Genomic DNA, 22,644 nt, shown 5'->3' on the forward strand with positions numbered 1-22,644 from the left:
AAGTTAATTCTTAAAATCATTATTTAATAAATAAGATTCGCTATTCATTTCATTTAGTCTTGAAATAGTGCGTTTAAATTCTGCGGCTCGTGCTGAACCTTGATATATTTTATTTGGGTTATCTTCTAGGCTCATAAATAAGAGTATTTTATAGAAATAGGCATTATCGATAAAGTTGATAAATCTAACGGCTGTATTTGTATCGTTAGCATCGATAGTATGAACGTTCCCCACTATAATAACGTTGAAATTTTGGCAAATATTAACATAATCGATATAGCTTAAGCCTCTTGTAAATAATTCATTATAATCTGTTACTAATATTCTTTTATGCACTTTTTGAAAGGATATTTCTCTACCTAGAACCTGTATATTTTGAGGAGCAAGATTATTGTCACTAATATCCGTGATAATTTTTTCAAGTTTGTTTTGGTTTTCTAAAGTTAAAGGATAAATTATCCTTGCCTCTTTAACTCTTAACGCTTTATCAAATCGATAATCATGTTGATTATCTAGATATTTAACATAAAATGTATTATTGATTATCTTTATAAAAGGTAAGAAAGATTCTCGTTGTAATCCGTCTTTGTACAGATTATTGGGACTCGTGTTAGAAGTTATAAAAATAAAAATATTTTGCTTTATTAATTCATTAAATAATCTACCGATTATCATTGCATCAGTAATATCTTTAATTTCAAACTCATCTATACATAACACTTTAGTTTGTTTAGTATAATTTTTAGCAATTTTAGGGATGATATCTTTCTGATTTGCTGTTTGTAATTTATGCATAGATTTATGAATTTCCTGCATAAAGTTCTGATAATGTATTATTATTTTAGGTGTGGTTAATTCTTCACAAAAAGAATTCATGAGCATAGTTTTACCGCTGCCCACCGGACCGTATAAATAAATTCCGCTTTCTAAGTTGTTTTGATTAAAGAATTTGAATAAACTTTTAGGCTTATTAAGTGCTGCTGCCAGCTGTTTTAATTCTTCTCGTAAAGCAGTTTGTTTTGAATCTCGTATTAATGAAGTAGAGGATTTAATCATCCAAAATATTTTTTATCTAGTTTGTTATAGGTTTTTTCTAAAATGTCGTTCCTAGCTAAAAGCAGGAAGGCTTTGTTGCGTGGATCAATTTCACCTCCGTCATCCCGTGGTTTGATCACGGGATCCAGTGAAAAATGCTAACCTTTAGCATTTTTTGTTATTTTTGCTAGATTGCCACGCTCCTTTTAGTTGCTCGCAATGACGGTTGTGATTATCATTTCCTACATAAAAGCGTTGCATCGCCGTAGCTAAAAAAACGCATTGCTTCTTTTATAGCATATTTATATAATTCATGCATCTCTTTAAATCCGGCAAAAGCACATATAAGCATAAATAAAGTAGATTTAGGAAAATGGAAATTAGTAAGTAGCATATCGGCTGTTTGAAATTTAAAACCTGGGGTTATGAAAATATCGGTTTTAAAGCTACCTGCTTTTACGATGCCGTTATTGCAAGAACTCTCAAGTGTTCTAAGTGTTGTAGTGCCGACTGCGATAATACGTTTCCCTTCTTGCTTTGCTTTATTGATAATTTCAGCAGTGTCAGGAGTAATAGAGCAATATTCGGTATGCATTTTATGTTCATGAATATTTTCGGTTTTTACAGGTAAAAAAGTTCCAGCTCCCACATGTAATGTTAAAAATGTGGTTTGTATGCCTTCTGCCTTAAGCTTATCAAGTATATCCTTTGTAAAATGCAAGCCTGCTGTCGGTGCTGCAACTGAACCTTCTATTTGGCTATAGACAGTTTGATAGCGGTCGTTGTCGTTTTGAGTGTTTGTCATCCCGTGGTTTGACCACGGTATCCAGTCATTATTTAAATATTTTTTGGATCCCGTGTTCGTAGCCACGGGATGACATAATGAGTGTGAACGCCTAATATAAACCGGTAGCGGCATCTCACCGTATTTATTTAAGAACTCGAATACAGCAATATCATTAAGCTCAAATTTTACTTTAATCTCACCCATTGCAAGTTTTTCGGTAATAATTACCTTATGATTATCAAAATAAAATTCATCATTTACATGAAGCTTTCGAGCTGGTTTAGCAAAAGCCGACCAACTATCATCTGATAATTTTTGATTCAAATTTATTGTAATATTTTTCCCCAAATGTAACTTTGCTTTTATTACCTTACTATTATTAAAGACTAATAAGTCCCCTTCTTTTAAGTAATCTATTATGTTGTAGAATTTGGTTTTAATAGGCGGCGTAACAGCAATTAGTAAATCTGAGTTATCACGTTCACTAGATGGATATTGTGCGATCAGTTCGCTTGGTAAATCAAAGTCAAAATCAGATAGTTTCATTGTTTAATATTAGTAGCTAAAAAAGTGATTATAACAGCATATGACAATATTTAATATAATATTTTAGTTTATTGATTGCTTACTAATAAATAAACTATTTGTTGATAAAATGATTTTTTTTGTACGATACAAAATACTATCAATTGAATCATTAAGGGAAATACTTGATAACCGATGATATAATTAGAAATAAATTTCATGAGATATTAAGCAGTAAAGATATAGAAGAAAATATGGGATTTAATAAAATATATAAAATAAAAAGATATGAATTTTTTAGAGAAAGTTTTGTCAAAGAATTCAAAGCTTTGATTGAAGATCCAAATACAAATATTTCTAGTGTGTACAATATGGCATACTGCACTTTAGATAAAATAGCAAGATCTCCTGACACTGCTATAGTTAAAGCAATTTGTCAAGGTGATTATGATTTAGTTTATAGTATGTTAACCGCTTTAAATATTGATCCAAATACAGAAGTATATACATTGGAAGGTGAGGCTAAATCTTTTTTATATTTTGCGTGTCAATAATCAGAAAGGGATAGTAAGGCTTCTACTTGCAAAAGGTGCAAATATAATCCTTGACCACAACAGCGGTATGACCGTTTTTCACACTGCCCTAACAGCTCAATATTTTGATATGGCAGCATTTCTAATTGAAAATGGTGTGGATCCTAAATTACGTAACAGGTGACAATATGACTTATTTAGAAATATGTACGTCCTATATCTAAATATAGCCATGGTAACTAAATTGCTCGCTTATGGTGCTAATATGGAATTTATCCGTTGTGAAAAAACCGCATTTAAAAGTTTAGTAGACCTAACTAGAGAGCTTAATGATAGTAAGCAGAGTACAGATATGGTAAAAGTATTGTTACAATATGGTGCTAATCGGATATACTCGATCCTGACGGTCAAATGGTCCATGACAAGGAAGCAATTTATGAACCTCTGAAAGCTCTTTTAACGCTTGAATCCACATTGCGTAAGAATGATTACAAGAAAATTAAGGCTATTGACAAGAAAGATTTAGCTGCATTTGTTCAATGGAAAGCAGCAATATTACCGGTTGTAAAAGATGTTTCTAAGGATGAGTATATAAAAAGCCTATTAGAACTATATAATATTTTCAAATCAAATGAGTTTGGATTCGGATGATTCTATAAAACAACCATTAATAGAATTAGGAGGAAAGATAGCTAAATTGATACCGCCTTTAGAGTTTTTATGCATTTTAAAAATTGAAGATATTATTGATAGTAACGCTACAGATAAGATAGAATTACCTGAGAGTGCAATAAAAGCGATGACAGAGTGTGTGCGGACTACTTCAAGTTGAAGCAACAGGAGAAATAGTGGCTCATAATGATTTAGTTTAAAGGTTGAGGCTGGTTTTATGTCATTCCTGCGAAAGCAGGAATGACATAAAACATGGGTAATACCTCCTCACACTATTAATCCTTTAACTTGAGAGTTCCATAATTTTTGATATAGCTTACTATTTTTTAGTAATTCTGCATGGTTACCGTCATCGATTATACTTCCCTTTTCAAAAACTAAAATTCTATCCATATTGAGTAAAGTAGATAATCTGTGGGCAATGACTATCACGGTTTTATTTCGCATTAAATAATCCATTGACTCTTGAATCAGGCTTTCCGTCTCGCTATCTAAGCTACTTGTTGCTTCATCGAGAATTAAAATAGGAGCATTTTTTAAGATGGCTCTTGCTATGATAATTCTTTGACGCTGACCGCCTGATAAGTTATTACCCCGTTCACCGCACATAGTATCGTAACCGTCCGGTAGATTATCGATAACATCATGAATATGTGCAGCTTTTGCTGCTTCTATAACCTCCTCAAGAGTAGCTTCTTTTTTCCCATATCTGATATTGTCCAAAATGGTACGATGAAAAAGCACCGGTTCTTGAGGTATAAGGCTAATGGCTTTTCTTAAAGAATCTTGAGTTACGTTTTTAATATTTTGATTATCTATTAAAATCATTCCTTCTTCTATATCATGTAACCTAGTGAGTAAACTAATAAAAGTGGTTTTCCCTGAACCTGAAAATCCAACTAGTCCTACTTTTTGTTTACTTGGTATTAATACCGATTTATTATAAAATAGATTGTTATTATGATGATAATTAAATGTAACATTTCTAAATTCAATAACCCCTTCTTTGATATCTAATGGAGTAGCGTTTGCAATATCAGTTATAATATGCGGTGCCATTAAAGATAAGCCTTGATTAAATGCCCCGACCTGCTCGAACATATCACCGATTTCTTGTGTTAAATCCCAAATATCGTCTGCTACATTTATACATAATGTTAGTACTAATACGCAATCACCTATGCTTATAGATAATTCGCTACGAAGTTTAGATAAATAATAAATCATTATAAAAATCATTATTGAACAAGAAGTCCCAAGAGCATAACGCAATTTGAACATAAAGAATTGCATAGTCTGTTCATCGGCTACGGCATTTTCTACTCTTGTTTCGAGATGTTGACGTTCAAATTTATGGGCTGTAAACATTCTAACCGCATTAATGTTGCTAATTGCATCTACGATACTACCGGCAACAAAAGATTGGCTTCTAGCATAATTTAATGAGTATTTATTGATTTTATCGGAGAAAAGAACACTAAGTCCTAAAAAAACCGTAATCCATAAAATAAATATCGTAGCAAAAACGTAATGTACCGAATATAAAGCAATTAATGCAAATACAATAATAGCGAGTTTACGAAGAATTTTTTCACCGAATATTGAAATAATCATCTCAAACGATCTTGCAGTTTCGGTAATACGATTGCTAATATGTCCTGCTAGATTATCCTGAAAGAATTTATGGCTATGATATTGGGTATAATTATAAAGTTCATTTAGTATTTTCCCTTTTATGACGGGCATAGTCTTGAGATACAAATAATCATATGAACGATATGCTATATTAATACTCTCCCACCAAAGAGCATAAAATACTGCCCAGTAAATCATGGAAGATAAAAGATTATTAGCGTTCTTATCGCTGAAAGATTCTATTAAATCAATGATTTTCTGAAGTAATATACTATCAATCGCCGGAATCATACCGAGTAAAATACAAATTACAGTCAATAAAGTCATTTTAACTTTATCGAATTTTAAAAAATAAATACTTAAGCTAAATGTTGATTTAGATAAAGTAGGGTATTTTATCACGATAATGTACCTCGATTTTAAAATAATATATTAATTCGTGTTATTTTGGAGCATATTTTAATTTAATTATTTTAAAATATACCTAAAAATATTAAATCTGTGGAAAAATAATAAACAAGCCTTGCTTCTTACCTTAAATAATGCTACAAAATTCAGAAAATAACTTCAACATCATTAGAAATGCAAGAAAAAGAATTATCTAATAATTTTTTAGAAGAACAAGAAAAGTCTAAGGAAGACGATTCTCCGTTCTTTGATGTAAAATATATTTGTCAAGCAAGTTTATTAATTACGGATTCTATCCGAAAAGGGTATGATGTAACGCAATTGCCCAATGGTGATATTAATGTTACAGAAGTAAGAATAGTAAATGTTCATTATAATTGGAACTCCGAAAAAGGAAAATTTGTTAAAACTAATCAGATAGAATTTAATAATAGCAAAGGTGGATGATTAAATCAAATACTGTATACTCGTTTAATTTGAAAAATTGGCTACGTCGTCGTCCTATAAGTACTGTGTACTCACGTATTAAGTATACGTTATTACACTGGGAGTATATTGTTATTGTCACAAAGCTTATTATCTTAAAACAGCAGCTTAAATATGGAATTTGATCAAGGATTATTATCAAGGATTCAATTTGCTTTTACCATAAGTTTTCATATAATATTCCCTGCTTTTACTATAGGGCTTGCAAGCTTTTTAGCGGTAATTGAAGGGTTATGGTTGAAAACAAAAAAGCCGGTTTATCAAGAAATATACAAATTTTGGGTGAAGATTTTTGCCGTTACTTTCGGTATGGGAGTAGTTTCGGGTGTTGTAATGTCTTATCAATTCGGTACTAACTGGTCGAATTTTTCAGATAAGGTTGGAAATGTCCTTGGTCCGCTTCTCGGTTTTGAAGTATTTACTGCCTTTTTCCTCGAATCTTCTTTTTTAGGTATAATGTTATTTGGCTTTAATAAAGTCAGTAAAAAAGTACATTTTATTTCTACGTTAATAGTTGCCGTTGGTACTGTAATCTCAGCTTTTTGGATACTTGCAGCTAGTAGCTGGATGCATACGCCTGCTGGTTTTGAACTGCGAGGCGAAGGATTCTTTTATCCTTTAAATTGGCTAGAAATTATCTTTAACCCTTCTTTCCCATATCGCTTTTTCCATATGATTACGGCGGCTTATTTAACTACTTCTTTTGTTATCGGTGGTGTAGCTAGCTTTTATTTATTAAATAATCGTTATAAAGAGCATGCTAAAATTATGCTTTTTATGGCGGTGTTAATGGCGTTAATCGTTGCACCTATTCAAATAGTTATTGGTGATCTGCATGGTTTAAATACTCTTAAATATCAGCCGGTCAAGGTCTCGGCTATGGAAGGTATTTGGAATACAGAAAAAGGAGCAGCTTTTAATCTTATCGGCTTTCCTGACGGGGAAGAAGAAAAAACAAAATATGCTGTAGAAATACCTTATGCTAGTAGTTTAATATTAACGCATAGTTTAGATGGTGAAGTGAAAGGATTAAAAGAATGGACAAAAGAAGAGCGTCCGCCGGTTGCAGTAGTATTTTTTAGCTTTCGTATTATGGTAGGAATTGGTTGCTTAATGGTATTTATAGGTATTGTGGGGTTATATCTTTACTTGAAGGAAAGATTATATACTACGCATTGGTTTCAATATTGGTATATATTAATGTCACCTTCAGGTTTTATTGCAGTACTTGCCGGTTGGTTCGTAACCGAGGTAGGTAGACAACCTTATATAGTATATAATATTTTAAAAACCGTGGATACGGTATCACCGGTACTCGGCAAATATGTATTTATTTCTCTAATTGCTTTTATAGTAGTGTATGTGATCATTTTCGGAGCGGGTATATATTATATAATGCATTTGATAAAGAAAGGTATAGAAGTGATAGATAATAAAGAAATGTACGGAGAGAGTGGTTTGAATAACCCATTATTAGAAAAGTAATAAGCTTATGTTAAATTTTGCACCTTATATAGATTTACCGCTTGTTTGGGGTGGGCTTATAGCTACCGCTATTTGTTTATATGTTTTATTAGACGGTTTTGATTTAGGAGTAGGAATCTTATTTCCGTTTGCACCTACCGATGATTGCCGTCATAAAATGATCAATTCTATTGCTCCTTTTTGGGACGGTAACGAAACTTGGTTAGTACTTGGCGGCGGTGGTTTATTTGCGGCTTTCCCGTTGGCATATTCGCTATTAATGCCGGCTTTATATATTCCCATTATATTGATGTTACTCGGTCTAATATTTCGTGGTGTAGCTTTTGAATTCCGTTTTAAGGCTCATATAGGTCATCGTTATATTTGGGACTACGCTTTTCATTTCGGTTCTATGATTACTGTTTTTTGTCAAGGTTTAATGCTTGGTACGTTTGTCCAAGGAATAGAGATAGAAGGACGAGAATTTGCAGGAGGGAGCTTTGATTTTCTTACTCCCTTTTCCGTGATGACGGGGATAGCATTAATATTCGGTTATGCACTCTTGGGTGCTACTTGGCTTATTCTGAAAACAGAAAAGACAACACAAGATTGGGCTTATAAATCTGCTTTATATATTTTATTTTACGTTGCACTTTTTATGGGGCTTGTAAGCTTATGGGTTCCTTTCTTAAATAACCACATAAATCATCGTTGGTTTAGTGTACCTAATATTTACTATTTATCTATTGTACCTATTGTAACTGCTTTAATATTTATCAAGTTAATTAAAGCCGTTAAGCAGAAAAAAGAAGTAAAGCCGTTTATTTATACGATCTTGTTATTTTTATTAGGATATTTAGGGCTCGCGATAAGCATATGGCCATATATCGTTCCTTATAAAGTTACGCTTGAAACTGCTGCAGCAGCACCGGAGTCACAGTCTTTACTGTTGATAGGGGCTGGGATATTCCTACCTATCATACTTGGCTACACATTCTATTGTTATTATATATTCCGTGGCAAATCATCTCATCATCCGATATATTAAAAAATTTAAAAAAATAACCTCTTGTCTCAAAGGGTGGCAATGGTTTATTATCCTATGGCTTAGCGGATTATTATCCACATTACTTTTAACTTATGTAGTTAAGCTGGTGTTTAGGGTGATAGTAGGAATATAACCTTGACAAAACGTACTGCTTATAGTACGTTATTAATATTAAGTCTCACTAACTATAAGGAAAAAATAATGGAAATATATAATACAAGCGAAGCAAGAAGTAAGCTTTATAAACTTATAGATTATGTTTCTGATGTACACAAACCTGTTTATATTAAAGGTAAAAGAAATAATGTAGTTATAATTTCAGAAGAAGATTATCGTAATATGGAAGAAACTTTATATTTATTATCTATTCCAAATATGCATAAGTCTATAATTGAAGGACGAGCAGAGCCTATAGCAAAGTGTAGCGATAAATTAAATTGGTAATTTTTTATAAATGTATATAATTCGTTATACTATACAAGCACAAAAAGATGCTAAGAAAATAGTGCAAGCCGGTTTAAAGAATAAAGTAGAAGTTTTATTAAACATAGTTAGTACTGATCCTTGGAAAATTTACCCTCCATATGAAAAGCTCGTTGGTGACTTTAGCGGTTGCTATTCAAGAAGAATTAATATTCAACATAGGTTGGTTTATGAAGTTTATAAACAAGAAAAAGTTGTAAAAATTCTTAGAATGTATACGTATTATGAATAAGTCATTAACTGAAAAAATCTCAGCATTTATTATTACCAAAAATGAATCCACAAGGGTAGCACGAGCTATAAATAGCGTAAAAAATATTACTGATGAGGTGATAGTAGTCGATAGTGAAAGTACTGATGATACGGTAGCAATAGCTGAAAAATTAGGGGCAAAGGTAGTAATAAAACCGTGGCTTGGTTATGTAGGACAGAAATCTTTTGCCGAAAGCCTTTGCGTAAATGATTGGGTTCTTAATATTGATGCCGATGAGGAGTTGTCTAAAGAGTTACAAGACGAAATAGAGTATATTTTTGCCTCTCATAATCAAGATCGTTATTTAGCTTATCAAATAAAGCTGTTAATAATGCATCGTAATGACCAAAAGCCACGAATGTTTGCTCCATTTAATAAATGTACTCGGTTGTATAATAAAAAATTTGCAAGCTTTGCAAATACCGTAAATAGTACTACTCATGATTCGGTAATATTTAATAAAGATATTGATTTTGCAGGTAAAATTTATCTATTAAATGAAGCTGCTTATCATTATTCGGGTACTTCAATTGAGCAGTTGGTCACTAAAGCAAATTTTTATTCTAACGAGCAAGCAAAAGATTTAGTTAAGCAAGGAAAAAAGCTTTCAAATTTTCGTTTAACAACAGAAATGATATGGTGGTTTTTTAAAGCGTTTTTTATCAGACGCTATTTTGTATTTGGTTTTGACGGTTTTGTAGATTCAATAATTTTTGCTTTTGCAAGATTTCTAAGGCTTACGAAGTTAAGAGAGTCATCGCTTAAATCAAAAAACGTCATTGCGAGCGACTATAAGGAGCGTGGCAATTTCATGAAGTAATATAAAATTCCTAAGATTGCCACGTTGATGCTATGCATCTCCGCGCAATGACGATTTAGAAAATAAAAGATAAATTATGAAAGAAAATTTTAATGTTAGTAAATTAAAAAACGGTTTGACAATTTTAACATATAATATGTCTTATGTTAATTCGGTAGCAATAAATTTAATTGCTAAAGTTGGAGCACGTTATGAGAATGCAGAAGAGGATGGTATATCTCACTTTCTTGAGCATATGGCTTTTAAAGGTACAAAAACTAGAACGGCAAAACAGATAGCGGAAGCGTTTGACTCTATAGGCGGACATTTTAATGCCTATACCGGTCATGAGAATACGGTATATTATGCACGAGTCTTGTCTGAAAATTGTGATAAAGCACTTAATATACTTGCCGATATAATTCAAAATTCTATTTTTGCTGATGAGGAAATAGCTAAGGAATATCAGGTGATCATGCAGGAAATTGCTCATCATCAGGATAATCCAGATGACCTAGTATATGAGAAATTTTATAATAAAGTTTATAGAGAACAACCGTTGGGTAAGTCAATCTTAGGTACTGCTAAAACCCTTGCAACTTTTACGAAAGAACATTTTTTTAATTTTATAGATAAACATTATAATGCTGAAAATCTCTATTTATCAATTGCCGGTAATATTGATCATGATAAAATAGTAATTATAGCGGAACAGTTATTTTCTTCTTTGAAGCAAGGAGTAAAAAGTAGCTTTATTCCGGCAAAATATATAGGCGGAAAAGGCTTTATTAATAAGGAGTTAGAGCAAACTAGTTTAGTGCTAGGGTTTGAAGGTACATCATATATTAATTTAGAAAAGCTTTACCAAACCCATCTACTTTCTATAATATTCGGTGGCGGTATGTCATCGCGTTTATTTCAAAGTATTCGTGAGAAATTAGGTTTAGCATATGCAGTAGGTAGTTATAATAGTGCTTATTTTGATAGTGGAGTGTTTACAATTTATGCATCCACTGCACATGATAAATTAGAATTATTATATAGAGAGATTAAAAACGAAATAATAAAAATGACTGAACAAGTAAGCACAGAAGAGATTCTTAGAGCTAAAACACAACTACGTAGTAATTTACAAATGGCTCAAGAGAAAAATACCTATAAGTCAGAAGAAATAGGTAAAAATTATTCTGTTTTCGGTCAATATATTTCTCCTGCAGAGATTATGGAAATTATCATGAGCATAAAAGCTGATGATATTATTAATAAGGCAAATAAAATATTTAGTGGTACTACTACGTCGGCAATTATCGGTCCGAATGATCTTCAGGGATTTTAATGATATGCTTGTGTGGATACCAGAGTCGTCATTGCGAGCGGCCGTAGGCTGCGTAGCAATCTCATGAAATAATAACAAGCTCCTGAGATTGCTTCGTCAATTACTTCGTAATTTTCTCGCAATGACGAGGAAAATGAATTTTGAGACAAATAAATGAAAAAAAAATTATATGAAGGTTCAAGTAAAATTTTATATTCTGCCGAAGAAGATTTTTTACTTATAATGGCTTTTTCCGATAAGGCTATTTTAGAAACAGGTGAGATTGTTGATATATCAGGTAAAGGAGTACTTAATAATAATATTTCTTCCTTTCTAATGGATAAACTGGAAATGATCGGCATTGAAAATCATTTTATCGAAAAAATAAATATGAGGGAGCAATTAATTCACTATGTTGAGGTTTTCCCGATACAAGTAATAATATCATCAGTAGCGTGCAGTAGATTTGTAAAAGAATTCGGAATTGATGAAGGGTATGTATTTGATAAACCTATCATTGATTTTAAGGTCCGAAGTCGTGAATTTAAATATCCGATAGTTAATGAGTATCAAATATTAAATTTCGGCTGGTTAACTAGGGATGAAATTAAAGCGGTAAAAGAGCAGGCTTTGCGTATATATGATTTTCTAAGCGGCTTATTTATCGGTGTCGGGATTCGGCTTGTTGAGTGTAAATTAGAATTTGGGCGTGTGTTTAACGGTGAAGAATCTATCATTATGTTAACTGATGAAATTAGTCCGGATAATTGTAGATTATGGCATATTAACAGTAATGAAAAATTGGGATTTGAATTGCTTGAAAAAGAACCAAATAAGGTTTTTGAATCATATCAGCTAATAGCTGATCGTTTAAAAGAAAAATAAATATATTTTTTAAGCGATATATGATATTTTGGACTGTTTAAGGTTTTATTACAAAGTTCAGTTTTTCGTCATTGCGAGGAAAATTACGAAGTAATTGACGAAGCAATCTCAGGATATTTGACGAGATTGCCACGCAGCCTACGGCTGTTCGCAATGACGATTAGGTGTCTACGCAGGAACAACATTTCTGATTTTTAATAATTTTTTACAGTAAAAAAGATGAAAATACGATTTATTATAATAAGCTTTATAGCTCTAATCCTAGTAGGGTGGGGATATGCTGCCTATAAATTTGAACATCAAAGTAAAGAAAATATTATCTCTATTCTTGATAAATATGAAGAATATATAACTTATGATGCAATAAAAGTTAATAAATATGGATTTAGTGTTACTTTAAATAAAGTAATGTTAAAACCTATAGATTTTTATTTTGATGAAATAGTTATTAGACATATACCGTTTTTGAATATTACAAAAATTGATTCTTACGGAAATAATGTAAAAATTACTACCGCTCAAGATGAAAAAAATATTTTTTACTCACCTGATCATCATACAACAATTTGGTTTAGAAAATCTTTGTTTAATAGAGAGCCTGATTATTGGAAATTAAGCTTGAGTGACAATAAATCAACTCTTTATAGTTCTCTAGATGCAGAAAAATTAGCAGAGAGTGATATTAGTAATTCTGTAATTACTCATACTAAGACATCGGATAACCTTAATTTGTTAATTTTGGATGGAAAAAATACTGTTTCTTTTATTTCTGAAAATTACAGAAGAAATTTATATGATAAAATTTTTGAATTTTTGAGAGATCAAATAGCTAATGACTCTGATACTGCTTTCTTTGAGTATGGTTTGACAAAGTTAGATATATTGAATTTACCTATTTCTTACAATTCCAAATTAAAACTAAAATATAGTGATGAGTTAGTAGCTCTTGGGAAATTATTAATTCAAAATTTTTCTCTAGATCAAAGGCAAGATGAGAATATGCATGCTGTTATTTTTCTGCAGATGTTAGGAGAATTAGTAAAAGGTAAGCCGTTTTTATTTGCTTGTGATATTGAAAGAAAAGGAAAAGTAGAAAGTAATTTATATAAATTAAATATAGCAAAAGATAAAATTTTTGATTTTGCTTTAAATATTAAATCTACTATAGAACCTTCTGAAACATACCAAAAAACGGCAGCTGAAGCTTTAGGAAGCTACTTTAGTAATGGTTTAAACAAAAGAGCTGAGTTAGATAAAATTTTTAAACTAACTAGTCCTATTACTCAAGAAGATGGGGAAAGAGTAATGGGTGTTTTTGCAAAAATAAATAATTCCGAATTTAATTTAAAAGGTGAGTTTGATCCTGAAGCAAAAAAATTATCCGGTAAAATTAATCTTGTAATGGATGATTTTAATTTTGCTATTGATATTGATATGCCTACTATAGATAATCCTCTGAATCTAGAAAGCGTAATAAAATTATCGGATCCGAGTGCGGTTATAAATAATTTTGTGCATTATACTAATAATGCTATTGTACCGGTGCTTAATAAAATAGAAGATTCTAAGGAATTTGCTTTAAATCTAGGAAAACAATCTTCAGTAATAAAGCAATACGGCTTTAGGGCAATAGAAGTTTTTAGTAAAAATTCTGAATTAAAAGACGGTGAATCTTTAGTAGTGGATGTAAAAAGTAAAGACGCCGGACTAACCTTTAACGATAAAGTTATTGATCAGATCCTTAGTGATGCAAGAGTATTAGAATTTATAAATGCCATGGCTATGATAGATCAAGAAAGCAAGTAGTCTAAGTGTCATTCCTGCTTTTGCAGGAATGAAATAAGAGCTACGAGATAAGGTCTACAAGTAAAAAATTTGAAGAAAAAATAAGTTATAAAAGAATGATTAATATTTCCTTTCCCGATGGGAGTATAAAACAATTTGCAAAAAACATTACCGCCTATGAAGTAGCAAATGCAATTTCAATGTCACTTGCTAAAGCAGCAATGGTTGCTGAAATAAACGGTGAGCTTCAAGACTTAAGTATCGTAATTGACAATGATTGCAAGCTTCGTATTTTAACTGCGAAAGATCCTGAATGTCTCGAGATAATAAGACACGATGCGGCACATTTAACAGCAGAAGCAGTAAAGGAACTATTCCCTGAAACTCAGGTAACGATTGGTCCTGCAATTGAAAACGGTTATTATTACGATTTTGCTCGTGATAAACCTTTTACCACTGATGATTTAGCCGTTATAGAAGCTAAAATGCAAGAACTTTCACAAAAGAACGAGCAAGTAACAAGAGAGCTATGGGATAGGGATAAAGCCGTAGAGTTTTTTAAATCGATAGGAGAGCATTATAAAGCCGAAATTATTGCTTCAATTCCGGCAGGTGAGCCAATTACTTTATACAGGCAAGGTAATTTTATTGATCTATGCCGAGGTCCGCATGCTCCTTCTACAGGGGTTGTTAAGCATTTTAAGTTGATGAAAGTTGCAGGAGCGTATTGGCGAGGTGATAGTCGTAATGAGATGTTGCAGCGTATATACGGCACTGCTTGGGCCACGAAGGAGCAGCTAGATAGTTACCTCTTGATGCTTGAAGAAGCCGAAAAGCGTGATCATAGAAAGCTTGGGCGTGAGCTTGATTTATTCCACTTCCAAGAAGAAGCTCAAGGAATGGTATTTTGGCATGATAAAGGCTGGAGTATATATAATACCATTGAGCAGTATATTAGGAAAAAGATTCGTAAAAACGGTTATACCGAAGTTAAGACTCCTGTTTTGGTCGATAAAAGCCTTTGGGAGGCTTCAGGACATTGGGAAAAGTTTCGTGATGATATGTTTGCGTTAGAAACAGACGACAAGACATTAGCTTTGAAGCCGATGAACTGCCCTTGCCACGTGCAGATTTTCAAACAAGGTATCAAGAGTTATCGTGATTTACCTCTTCGTATGTCGGAGTTTGGTTTGTGCCATCGTAATGAGGCATCCGGTGCATTGCACGGTTTAATGAGAGTGCGGAGTTTAGTGCAAGACGATGCACATATATTTTGTGCTGCGGAACAAATTACCGATGAAACGGTGAGTTTTTGTAAATTACTGACTGAAGTTTATAAGGATTTCGGCTTTACTGATATAAAGGTAAAATTCTCTGATCGTCCTGAAATCAGAGCAGGGAGCAATGAAGTTTGGGATAAGGCTGAGAATGCTTTAAAAGAAGCAGTAGAACAAGCAGGGTTTACTTATACACTAAACCCGGGCGAGGGGGCATTTTACGGTCCGAAGCTTGAGTTTGTATTAACCGATGCGATAGGGCGGCAATGGCAATGCGGTACGCTTCAGATGGATTTTGTTTTGCCGGAGCGGTTAGACGCTAGCTATGTTGCAGCAAGCGGAGAGAAAAAAAGACCCGTAATGCTACATAGAGCGATCCTTGGCTCACTTGAGCGTTTTATTGGTATATTGATCGAAGAATATGCAGGTAGGTTTCCGCTTTGGCTTGCACCAGTGCAGGTTGCTATTGCAACTATTACCAGCGATTTGAACGATTACGCTTTGGAAGTGCAGAAAGCTTTAATTGATAACGGGGTAAGAACGGATTTTAATATCTCACCTGATAAAATTAACTATAAGATTCGTGAGTTTTCTAATCAAAAAATACCGATGATTGCAGTAATCGGTAAACAAGAGCAAGAAAATAAACAAGTAGCGATTAGAAGGCTCGGAACTACTGACCAAGAAGTATTATCGGTTGAGCAGTTAATAGCTGTGGTTAAAGAAGAGAATGAGAAATATTTGTAGATTTTAAATCTAAAGGATGATATAAGATAATAATACGTATCATAGGGATATGATATCCTAATTAGGAAAAAATCCTAAGGAGATTATGTGAGAACTATTATTAATATAGCTGATGCTAGCTGATGCGCAAATTAAAATTCTAGATAAACTATCCAAGAAAAAAATATCAAGAGATAAAATTATTGGGCAAGCTTTAACTAGTTACATTGCTAGTAATGATCACAATAATAAGGCATTTGAAAACGCTTTTGGACTCTGGAAAGATAAAAATCTAGATAGTGTAGAATATCAGGCTAAATTATGTAATGAGTGGAACGGCTACCTTTGATACTAATATATTAATAGATTATCTACAATAATGTCATTCCCTTGATCGCATATGGGTGACAACTTAAGGATCGATGTCATTCTCGCGAAGGTGGGAATCCAGGGTAAAGCGAGATAAATCGAGCTTTCCAAAAAAATCTTTTAGACCAAGATTTTTTTTATAAATTTTACTTTTCAAATAAAGTTTTAAGGTACTGGATTCCCGCTTTTGCGGGAATGACATAAGAGTCATGCAACAAGGGCACGCAGGTATGATATGAAACGGGCCATGTAATAAGGCCGCTTTTATCTAAGAATAACATACATTTCTCAACTTAATCAAAACTTATCCTGTTTCTTTTTTATGGTCTGTTATAAAGCCGTATAAATATTGGTATTTTGTTATGATGCCTTGGGCCTATTGCAAGCGGCTTTCATCCTATTATATATAATTATGCCGTAAAGCTTTTGCTTGATTTATTTACCCAAAATGAAAAGATTATATTTGCTCAAAGTTATAAACCGATAATATGGTTTGTAGCAGCACAAGCTATACTTGATGGTGCTTGGCGTGCTCATAACTTTGCACAACTTAAAGCAATGCCTCATATCTTTACAAGGCATGATGAATAAAATATGTAATCACTGTTTTAATTTGCCGTATACTTATTTTCAAAATAACCTTTCCGGTTCTATCGTTGGAAGAGTACGGGGCATAGGTGATAATTATTATAAAATGTACCAAGCAATCGAGTATCAATTAAGCAAACCGTTATTAATTACCTTGCTTTCCGGTATTGCACTGGGTCTTACTAATATTAAAGTATTTGTTGTCATTAGTACCTTTATGGCTATTGACTTACCGCTTGCTTTACAGTTTTTTACTAAACTTGCTACAATGGAATAAGATAAGCAAGACTCTTGGTAGCTGATTGTATTATAAACATCTTTACTATTTTTTCGTTTGCAGCAAAGCAGCGAGAATTAAATAAAGTAAATGATTATTACCATAATGTACATAACCCTCTAACAAAAATATTACAAATATGATTTAATTATTTGTATAATACTCAGTTTAGTATATTGGGTATAGGTGTATTTGTGTATGTAATTCATTTAACGTAATCTTGGTGAAATTAGTATCGGCGATATTGCTTTTATTATGTCCCTTACTTTTTTAGTTACTGAAAATTCGTGGCATGCCACTATGGAACTTAAAGACTTTTTAGAAGATATAGCAGCGTTTCGCTCCACCTTTACAATCATGCAAATCCCACAAGATACTGTAGATAAAAAATGCTGCTGAATTAAAAATCTTCAAAGGGGAGATTATATTTAAGGATATATCGTTTGCTTATAAAGAGGGGAGTAGTGTATTCCAGTCTCTTAATTTGTATATTAAAGCCGGTGAGAAAGTGGGTATTGTCGGGAATTCATTAGGTAGTGGTAAATCCACTTTAATTGCATTATTATTGAAAAATTTTAAGCCGGAATTTGCGATATTATAATCGATAACCAAAGCCTTTACAATACTTCCTTTGACAGCCTGTGGGAGCAGATATCATTAATTCCTCAAGATATTATGCTTTTTCATCGCTCAGTAGGTAAGAATATCGGATATGCAAAAGAGAATGCTTTGCCTTGGGAAATAGAAAATGCCGCCAAAGCTGCAAATATCCATGAATTTATCGAAAGTTTACCGGAAAAATATAACACCATTGTCGGTGAGAGAGGAGTAAAGCTAAGTGGTGGACAGAGGCAACGTATAGCAATTGTCCGTGCTATTCTTAAAAACGCTCCGATTTTGGTTTTAGATGAAGCAACTTCAAGCCTTGATAGCCATACAGAGCAAGAAGTACAAAAATCTATTAATACCATGCTTGATATTGAGAATGTCACAATAATTGCTATAGCCTACAGATTATCTACTATCAAGCATATGGATAGAATTATTGTTATGGATAAAGGCAAGATCGTAGAAGACGGCACTTTTAAGGAACTCTGGGAGCATCAAGTTAACGGATTTGTTTAAACCGGCGTTATATTAAGAATATGTAAGGTATCTCTAGGCAACAAAAAGCTAAATGTTAACCTAATAAAAGGCATTTATTACATTTATAATCAAATATTTCATGAAATGTTGTTTTGAATTGCCAATCTTTTTTACAAGATGGACAATTTGAATAATTAGAACGTGCATAGGAGTTTCCTGATACCGGTGCTGCTATAGGATAAAAAACTTTCTTTTTTAAACATTTTTGTATTCGCTTACTCATTTTTCTTCCTTTTATAGAAATATCACTATCTAATTCTGCTAATTGTTTTTCCATTAAAGGTTCTAATGTTTATAGCTTGAAAGTCATAAGCTGTAAGCCGCCGCATAATCATTTTGCCAAGAAGTAATTGTTCCTCCGAGATATCGGTCTTTATCATTTATTATATATAAAGGTAGATATCTCCCCTCATCTGTACGTAATATAAGCTGCTCTTCATAAGCTTTTGACCATGAAATAGGATATAAATAGAGAAATTTTGCATTTTCAATATTTTTTTCGATATCAATAGGTGTTTCACTAACATAGTCTGCTGTTATTTTATAACTAATTATTACGCCCAATTGCTCTAATTCATCTTTATCTTTCAATGCATGATAGCTTCAATGTGAAGCATGCAAAGCATCTTTATTAGGAATTACTGAAAATTCTCCATTATTTAATATATTACTGTTTTGGTATAAAGAACCGATAAAACTACAAAGTAAATGCCAATAATAAGAATTGCTTACTTTTATTAAACGATATAGTAACAAGATATATATTAGACATAGTTTAAATAAAATTTACCTATTTAGCTAAGAATGCTGCCTTTTATAATCTAACTTAATTGGAGTTTATTCCTAAAAAAAATTACTATTTAGGAATAAACTCCTAAAATTAGTATATAAGTAAAGGATAAAAAACATCATTGATTTTAAACATGCTTTAAAGAAAAGTATAAAATACTACTTTTCAAAGAAAAGAGTTATACCCCTAAGGCTTTTTTTCCTTTAGATTGTTCTTGTTCAACTGTTTGAGTATGAGACTTAACTTGAGGAATTGCAAGATCGACTACATGTTCATATCTAACGCCATTTTCAAATAAAACTTGACCGCATTTATTCACTTGAATAACATCTTCTTTAGAGAATTTATTTAAAATAACTTCCGTGATGTTATAAAGGAATTTCCAAGATAGTTCTATTCTTTCTTGTAATGTCAGCTTTTTATTTTCTGGTTTTTGACTATTAAGGGCCACATTTGGCGAATCATCAATATTACCTCCTTCAGCAGGTAATATATTTTTTTTACGTGCTGCTATTTTCTTATACATTAAAAATATTAATAATAATGCTAATAAGCAACCTATGGCAATTAAAATATGAGTATTAGAATTAGACACTATTTTGCTCTTCCTTGTTGTTGAGTTAAGTTGTGTGTTGTAGAAAGTATAGTAACCACTGCTTTACCTATATTAACTAAGTTAGCTATATCAGGAGTGAGCTTTGCAATTGCTAAGACCGGAGGTGGTAATAAGTTAGTTTTTATTGTGAGACTTATAACATTTCCGAGTTCTTGACTTCCTGGTATTACTCCTACTATTTTTTTATGTCGCTTGCAATTTTCGTAGCTTTTTCTGCTGCTTTACATAAGGATTCTATCTTTTCGCTATAAGAAGCTTCCGGATGTAATACTTTTAATAATTCTGTTTTAGCTTCATTTAGATTACCAGAAATAGTATTCTTTACAGAGTTTAATTTGTCAATATTTGTATCTTGTGGAATTGCACTTTCAATATTACTTTTTAGTTCTGTTATTTTTTCTTCTACTTCATCTTTGCTTTTTGGTATAGCTTTAGTAGCTTTTACAATATTCTCTAGTGAAGCTTGGTTATTAGGGTTTTTATTTGCTATTTCAATAATTTTTCGAGTCGGTTCTTTTGATATTTCTGAAATTGTAGCAACTTTTTTGGCTTTTTCATAGATGTTTTCAAGCTTCTCATGAGATTTAGCTTCTTCCCTTATTTCTTTTATATCTTATGCAATTTTGTTATTTTTGGCAATAATTTTTTCAGAGTCAATAAGATTATTTACTTTTTCAAGTATTCCTCTTGTTTGTAAAATATTCCAAGCATCGGTATTTGAGTCGACCCCCGACTAATATATTGTCTAATGATTCTATAATTTTTTTAGCAGCTCCAGGATAGAGTTTATCTCATTCTTGCTAAAATAAAATGTGTTCTAAAACATTTAAACATTTTTCTACAATAATCCTGTCAAATAAAAAGAGATATCTTTTGTTTTTTAACTGTTCTTGATATGCTTTCTCAAGCGTTTCAGATAAAGTAGTTATAGATTCTTGGATTGTCCTATTAAAAAGTTTTTCTATTTTCGCTACATCGATATTTTCAGTGTGAGATAATTCATTAAAGAATTTTGTAAAATATAAAATAAATGATCTTCTAAATCTTTTACATTCATTTTCAAAGATTTGGTAAAACCTTTTAATTTTATTAAAAGTCTTTGTTATTCTTTATTTAATCCGCTGAAACTAGAAAAATCAATTATAGACATAAAATTTTATTTTGTTATCAAATATTAATTAATCTTAAAGCTTTATAACCGTAAAATAAAATGTAAAATAGTTATCATTGCCCTTGAGATTAATTTTTGTTATATTACGTGCTAACATTGCTACAATAGATTTATATTGTTTTATTAGGATATAGGTATATTCTTGAAAGATTAAGCTAATCTAACTAACATATTATCAATTATTCAAGAAATTTATGCGTAAATTAATTACATTTATTGTTACATTATTACTAACTAGTTCGGTTGCAGCAGTTGATTTGCAGGGAGCTTTAACTGAAGGATATAAGAATAATGAGGAGCTGAAAGCTGCTAGAATTAAGTTTTTAGACTCGATTGAGCAGTTTCCGCGAGCTTTTTCGGGGTTTATGCCTAGTGCTGGATTACAGATTAATAGACAACATAATAAGACTAAATATAATAAAAAATATGCTGATAGGCTTGGTCTTACTCCAAGGGAAACAGATAGTGATCAAGGTGCATTAACAATTCAACAGTCTCTATTTAATGGTGGTTCTAGCGTTGCGGCTCTTAAAGCTGCTCAAGCAGGATTTAGAGCTGCACGGGGTGCATATTATGCCGGTGAACAAAAAATATTATTAAATTTAATAACTGCGTATCTTGATTGTTTTGAGAGCAAAGCGAAATATGATATTTCCGAAAGTAGAGTTCGCACTAACATACAACAAGTTAACACCGTTGAGGAAAAATTAAGACTTGGAGAAGCAACGGAAGTAGATATAGCAACCGCAAGAGCGGGGCTTGCAGCAGCAGAAACGAATAAACTAGCTGCTTATGCCGATTTTCAAGGAAAAAAAGCAAATTTTATTAGAGTATTTGGAATAGAGCCGACTAATATAACTATGCCTGAGTTACCTAAAATGTTACCTGCTTCATTAGATGAGTTAACTGGAAGAGCTGCTAAACTCAATCCTGATATTGATTCGGCAAGGCATAATGTAACTGCGGCTAAAGCTTTAGAAATGGCAGAAAAAGGGAAATTATTACCGCAAGTAAGTGTGCAACTGCAATCCGGTAGAACATACTACAATCCACAAGGTGATATAAATGCTAGAAATGTAAATGCTATAAATAATAGAAGCTATACTACTACTCTTTCGGTAAATATCCCTATTTATCCTGAGGGAGGAGCTCAATATTCAAGAATCAGATCGGCTAAAAATCAAACCAGAAATAGTGCAGTTCAGCTTGATAATGTGATAAAGCAGACCCAAGCAGGGGTTGTAAGCGTGTGGGAGGGATTTGAAGCAGCAAAATCTCGTATTGTTGCCGCTAATCAAGGAGTGGATGCTGCTCAAATATCATATGACGGTACTGTGCAAGAGGAAATAGTCGGATCTAAAACAATATTAGATGTTTTAACTGCCGAAGAAAAATTATACGAAGCAAAAATCACTCGTGTGGATGCGTATAAATCTTCAGTACTTGCGGCATATCAAATGAAATTGTTAACCGGCGAGCTAACGGCTCAAAGTTTAAAACTTAAAGTAAAATATTTTAGTCCTGAAGAAGAGTTTAAGACTATTAAAAAGAAAATGTTTATAGGTTTCTAA

27 protein-coding genes and 1 pseudogene are annotated in these 22,644 nt (G+C 32.3%); 21 read left to right on the forward strand and 7 right to left on the reverse strand.

Annotated elements, in window-relative coordinates; genetic code table 11:
- Positions 1–3 precede the first annotated feature (3 nt).
- Both zapE and queA read right to left on the reverse strand, forming a co-directional pair.
- Positions 4–1,056, reverse strand: a complete 1,053-nt coding sequence (gene zapE, locus WSW_RS0102845) for a cell division protein ZapE (protein ID WP_029374960.1) — start codon at positions 1,054–1,056, stop codon at positions 4–6.
- A 214-nt stretch (positions 1,057–1,270) separates the two neighbouring features.
- On the reverse strand, positions 1,271–2,368 hold the full coding sequence (gene queA, locus WSW_RS0102855; RefSeq protein WP_016916999.1) for a tRNA preQ1(34) S-adenosylmethionine ribosyltransferase-isomerase QueA: 1,098 nt from the start codon (positions 2,366–2,368) through the stop codon (positions 1,271–1,273).
- A gap of 164 nt (positions 2,369–2,532) precedes the next feature.
- Between queA and WSW_RS1000000112875 the strand changes: the two genes are divergently transcribed.
- The 4 genes from WSW_RS1000000112875 to WSW_RS1000000112890 all read left to right on the forward strand — a co-directional run bounded on the left by WSW_RS1000000112875 (position 2,533) and on the right by WSW_RS1000000112890 (position 3,712).
- Positions 2,533–2,901, forward strand: a complete 369-nt coding sequence (locus WSW_RS1000000112875; protein ID WP_016917000.1) for a hypothetical protein — start codon at positions 2,533–2,535, stop codon at positions 2,899–2,901.
- On the forward strand, positions 2,864–3,064 hold the full coding sequence (locus WSW_RS1000000112880) for an ankyrin repeat domain-containing protein (RefSeq protein ID WP_238528464.1): 201 nt from the start codon (positions 2,864–2,866) through the stop codon (positions 3,062–3,064). The genes WSW_RS1000000112875 and WSW_RS1000000112880 overlap by 38 nt, the downstream gene beginning before the upstream one ends.
- 227 nt (positions 3,065–3,291) lie before the next feature.
- Complete coding sequence (locus tag WSW_RS1000000112885) at positions 3,292–3,531, forward strand: hypothetical protein (RefSeq protein WP_029374961.1); 240 nt, start codon at positions 3,292–3,294, stop codon at positions 3,529–3,531.
- On the forward strand, positions 3,518–3,712 hold the full coding sequence (locus WSW_RS1000000112890; RefSeq protein WP_238528465.1) for a hypothetical protein: 195 nt from the start codon (positions 3,518–3,520) through the stop codon (positions 3,710–3,712). Before WSW_RS1000000112885 ends, WSW_RS1000000112890 begins: the two co-directional genes overlap by 14 nt.
- A 107-nt stretch (positions 3,713–3,819) precedes the next feature.
- Here the strand turns inward: WSW_RS1000000112890 and WSW_RS0102880 are convergent, their stop codons facing one another.
- On the reverse strand, positions 3,820–5,589 hold the full coding sequence (locus WSW_RS0102880) for an ABC transporter ATP-binding protein (RefSeq protein ID WP_016917002.1): 1,770 nt from the start codon (positions 5,587–5,589) through the stop codon (positions 3,820–3,822).
- Positions 5,590–5,769: 180 nt separating this feature from the next.
- Here WSW_RS0102880 and WSW_RS0102885 point away from each other — a divergent pair, with 180 nt between their 5' ends.
- The 16 genes from WSW_RS0102885 to WSW_RS0102960 all read left to right on the forward strand — a co-directional run bounded on the left by WSW_RS0102885 (position 5,770) and on the right by WSW_RS0102960 (position 18,475).
- Positions 5,770–6,042, forward strand: a complete 273-nt coding sequence (locus WSW_RS0102885; RefSeq protein WP_010976947.1) for a DUF2671 domain-containing protein — start codon at positions 5,770–5,772, stop codon at positions 6,040–6,042.
- 153 nt (positions 6,043–6,195) lie between these two features.
- Positions 6,196–7,566, forward strand: coding sequence for a cytochrome ubiquinol oxidase subunit I (locus WSW_RS0102890; protein WP_016917003.1), 1,371 nt, complete (start codon positions 6,196–6,198; stop codon positions 7,564–7,566).
- A 7-nt stretch (positions 7,567–7,573) separates the two neighbouring features.
- Positions 7,574–8,593, forward strand: coding sequence for a cytochrome d ubiquinol oxidase subunit II (gene cydB, locus WSW_RS0102895; protein ID WP_016917004.1), 1,020 nt, complete (start codon positions 7,574–7,576; stop codon positions 8,591–8,593).
- 201 nt (positions 8,594–8,794) lie between these two features.
- Positions 8,795–9,037 carry a type II toxin-antitoxin system Phd/YefM family antitoxin gene (locus WSW_RS0102900; RefSeq protein ID WP_004996433.1) on the forward strand — a complete coding sequence of 81 codons (243 nt, stop codon included), beginning with the start codon at positions 8,795–8,797 and terminating at the stop codon, positions 9,035–9,037.
- 10 nt (positions 9,038–9,047) lie between these two features.
- Positions 9,048–9,308: a Txe/YoeB family addiction module toxin gene (locus WSW_RS0102905; protein WP_004996425.1), complete on the forward strand. Its 261-nt coding sequence runs from the start codon at positions 9,048–9,050 to the stop codon at positions 9,306–9,308.
- The gene (locus WSW_RS0102910) at positions 9,301–10,149 is read left to right on the forward strand and encodes a glycosyltransferase family 2 protein (protein WP_016917005.1); all 849 of its coding nucleotides are present in this window, start codon (positions 9,301–9,303) and stop codon (positions 10,147–10,149) included. Before WSW_RS0102905 ends, WSW_RS0102910 begins: the two co-directional genes overlap by 8 nt.
- Positions 10,150–10,225: 76 nt before the next feature.
- A complete protein-coding gene (locus tag WSW_RS0102915) occupies positions 10,226–11,464 on the forward strand; it encodes a M16 family metallopeptidase (RefSeq protein ID WP_016917006.1) in 1,239 nt (412 codons plus the stop codon).
- 153 nt (positions 11,465–11,617) lie between these two features.
- A complete protein-coding gene (locus WSW_RS0102920) occupies positions 11,618–12,328 on the forward strand; it encodes a phosphoribosylaminoimidazolesuccinocarboxamide synthase (protein ID WP_016917007.1) in 711 nt (236 codons plus the stop codon).
- Between the two features lie 219 nt (positions 12,329–12,547).
- Positions 12,548–14,134: a hypothetical protein gene (locus tag WSW_RS0102925; protein WP_016917008.1), complete on the forward strand. Its 1,587-nt coding sequence runs from the start codon at positions 12,548–12,550 to the stop codon at positions 14,132–14,134.
- Positions 14,135–14,229: 95 nt separating this feature from the next.
- A complete protein-coding gene (thrS, locus tag WSW_RS0102930; RefSeq protein WP_016917009.1) occupies positions 14,230–16,137 on the forward strand; it encodes a threonine--tRNA ligase in 1,908 nt (635 codons plus the stop codon).
- 112 nt (positions 16,138–16,249) lie between these two features.
- Positions 16,250–16,465, forward strand: a complete 216-nt coding sequence (locus WSW_RS0102935; protein ID WP_016917010.1) for a hypothetical protein — start codon at positions 16,250–16,252, stop codon at positions 16,463–16,465.
- A 446-nt stretch (positions 16,466–16,911) separates the two neighbouring features.
- The gene (locus WSW_RS1000000112895; protein WP_016917011.1) at positions 16,912–17,076 is read left to right on the forward strand and encodes a hypothetical protein; all 165 of its coding nucleotides are present in this window, start codon (positions 16,912–16,914) and stop codon (positions 17,074–17,076) included.
- Entirely contained in the window at positions 17,066–17,350 is a 285-nt protein-coding gene (locus tag WSW_RS1000000112900; protein WP_238528466.1) for a hypothetical protein, read from the forward strand. Before WSW_RS1000000112895 ends, WSW_RS1000000112900 begins: the two co-directional genes overlap by 11 nt.
- A 255-nt stretch (positions 17,351–17,605) precedes the next feature.
- On the forward strand, positions 17,606–17,749 hold the full coding sequence (locus WSW_RS1000000111955; RefSeq protein ID WP_167316246.1) for a hypothetical protein: 144 nt from the start codon (positions 17,606–17,608) through the stop codon (positions 17,747–17,749).
- 109 nt (positions 17,750–17,858) lie between these two features.
- A complete protein-coding gene (locus WSW_RS1000000113575) occupies positions 17,859–17,951 on the forward strand; it encodes a hypothetical protein (protein ID WP_274378109.1) in 93 nt (30 codons plus the stop codon).
- Positions 17,952–18,001: 50 nt separating this feature from the next.
- Positions 18,002–18,475, forward strand: a complete 474-nt coding sequence (locus WSW_RS0102960) for an ATP-binding cassette domain-containing protein (RefSeq protein ID WP_274378110.1) — start codon at positions 18,002–18,004, stop codon at positions 18,473–18,475.
- A gap of 55 nt (positions 18,476–18,530) precedes the next feature.
- On the opposite strand, the gene WSW_RS1000000112905 is transcribed toward WSW_RS0102960, so the two are convergent.
- The 4 genes and pseudogenes from WSW_RS1000000112905 to WSW_RS1000000114125 form a co-directional block, all read right to left on the reverse strand.
- Positions 18,531–18,773, reverse strand: a complete 243-nt coding sequence (locus WSW_RS1000000112905) for a DUF2310 family Zn-ribbon-containing protein (RefSeq protein WP_016917015.1) — start codon at positions 18,771–18,773, stop codon at positions 18,531–18,533.
- A 29-nt stretch (positions 18,774–18,802) separates the two neighbouring features.
- Positions 18,803–19,087, reverse strand: coding sequence for a hypothetical protein (locus WSW_RS1000000112910; RefSeq protein WP_016917016.1), 285 nt, complete (start codon positions 19,085–19,087; stop codon positions 18,803–18,805).
- 377 nt (positions 19,088–19,464) lie between these two features.
- Positions 19,465–19,881: a DUF2660 domain-containing protein gene (locus WSW_RS0102980; protein WP_016917017.1), complete on the reverse strand. Its 417-nt coding sequence runs from the start codon at positions 19,879–19,881 to the stop codon at positions 19,465–19,467.
- Positions 19,881–20,992, reverse strand: a pseudogene (locus tag WSW_RS1000000114125) (hypothetical protein). Before WSW_RS1000000114125 ends, WSW_RS0102980 begins: the two are co-directional and overlap by 1 nt.
- 275 nt (positions 20,993–21,267) lie before the next feature.
- On the opposite strand from WSW_RS1000000114125, the gene WSW_RS0102995 reads away from it, so the two are divergent.
- Positions 21,268–22,644 carry a TolC family protein gene (locus WSW_RS0102995; protein WP_016917019.1) on the forward strand — a complete coding sequence of 459 codons (1,377 nt, stop codon included), beginning with the start codon at positions 21,268–21,270 and terminating at the stop codon, positions 22,642–22,644.

Source organism: Rickettsia honei RB, assembly GCF_000263055.1.
In the GTDB taxonomy this organism is placed as follows: Bacteria; Pseudomonadota; Alphaproteobacteria; order Rickettsiales; family Rickettsiaceae; genus Rickettsia; species Rickettsia rickettsii.

Coding starts and splice junctions, on each gene's coding strand:
- zapE (WP_029374960.1), bottom strand. CDS start 1,056: ATGATTAAATCCTCTACTTCATTAATACGAGATTCAAAACAAACTGCT.
- queA (WP_016916999.1), bottom strand. CDS start 2,368: ATGAAACTATCTGATTTTGACTTTGATTTACCAAGCGAACTGATCGCA.
- WSW_RS1000000112885 (WP_029374961.1), top strand. CDS start 3,292: ATGGTCCATGACAAGGAAGCAATTTATGAACCTCTGAAAGCTCTTTTA.
- WSW_RS0102885 (WP_010976947.1), top strand. CDS start 5,770: ATGCAAGAAAAAGAATTATCTAATAATTTTTTAGAAGAACAAGAAAAG.
- WSW_RS0102890 (WP_016917003.1), top strand. CDS start 6,196: ATGGAATTTGATCAAGGATTATTATCAAGGATTCAATTTGCTTTTACC.
- cydB (WP_016917004.1), top strand. CDS start 7,574: ATGTTAAATTTTGCACCTTATATAGATTTACCGCTTGTTTGGGGTGGG.
- WSW_RS0102900 (WP_004996433.1), top strand. CDS start 8,795: ATGGAAATATATAATACAAGCGAAGCAAGAAGTAAGCTTTATAAACTT.
- WSW_RS0102905 (WP_004996425.1), top strand. CDS start 9,048: ATGTATATAATTCGTTATACTATACAAGCACAAAAAGATGCTAAGAAA.
- WSW_RS0102910 (WP_016917005.1), top strand. CDS start 9,301: ATGAATAAGTCATTAACTGAAAAAATCTCAGCATTTATTATTACCAAA.
- WSW_RS0102915 (WP_016917006.1), top strand. CDS start 10,226: ATGAAAGAAAATTTTAATGTTAGTAAATTAAAAAACGGTTTGACAATT.
- WSW_RS0102920 (WP_016917007.1), top strand. CDS start 11,618: ATGAAAAAAAAATTATATGAAGGTTCAAGTAAAATTTTATATTCTGCC.
- WSW_RS0102925 (WP_016917008.1), top strand. CDS start 12,548: ATGAAAATACGATTTATTATAATAAGCTTTATAGCTCTAATCCTAGTA.
- thrS (WP_016917009.1), top strand. CDS start 14,230: ATGATTAATATTTCCTTTCCCGATGGGAGTATAAAACAATTTGCAAAA.
- WSW_RS0102935 (WP_016917010.1), top strand. CDS start 16,250: ATGCTAGCTGATGCGCAAATTAAAATTCTAGATAAACTATCCAAGAAA.
- WSW_RS1000000112900 (WP_238528466.1), top strand. CDS start 17,066: ATGATGAATAAAATATGTAATCACTGTTTTAATTTGCCGTATACTTAT.
- WSW_RS1000000111955 (WP_167316246.1), top strand. CDS start 17,606: ATGTCCCTTACTTTTTTAGTTACTGAAAATTCGTGGCATGCCACTATG.
- WSW_RS1000000112905 (WP_016917015.1), bottom strand. CDS start 18,773: ATGGAAAAACAATTAGCAGAATTAGATAGTGATATTTCTATAAAAGGA.
- WSW_RS0102995 (WP_016917019.1), top strand. CDS start 21,268: ATGCGTAAATTAATTACATTTATTGTTACATTATTACTAACTAGTTCG.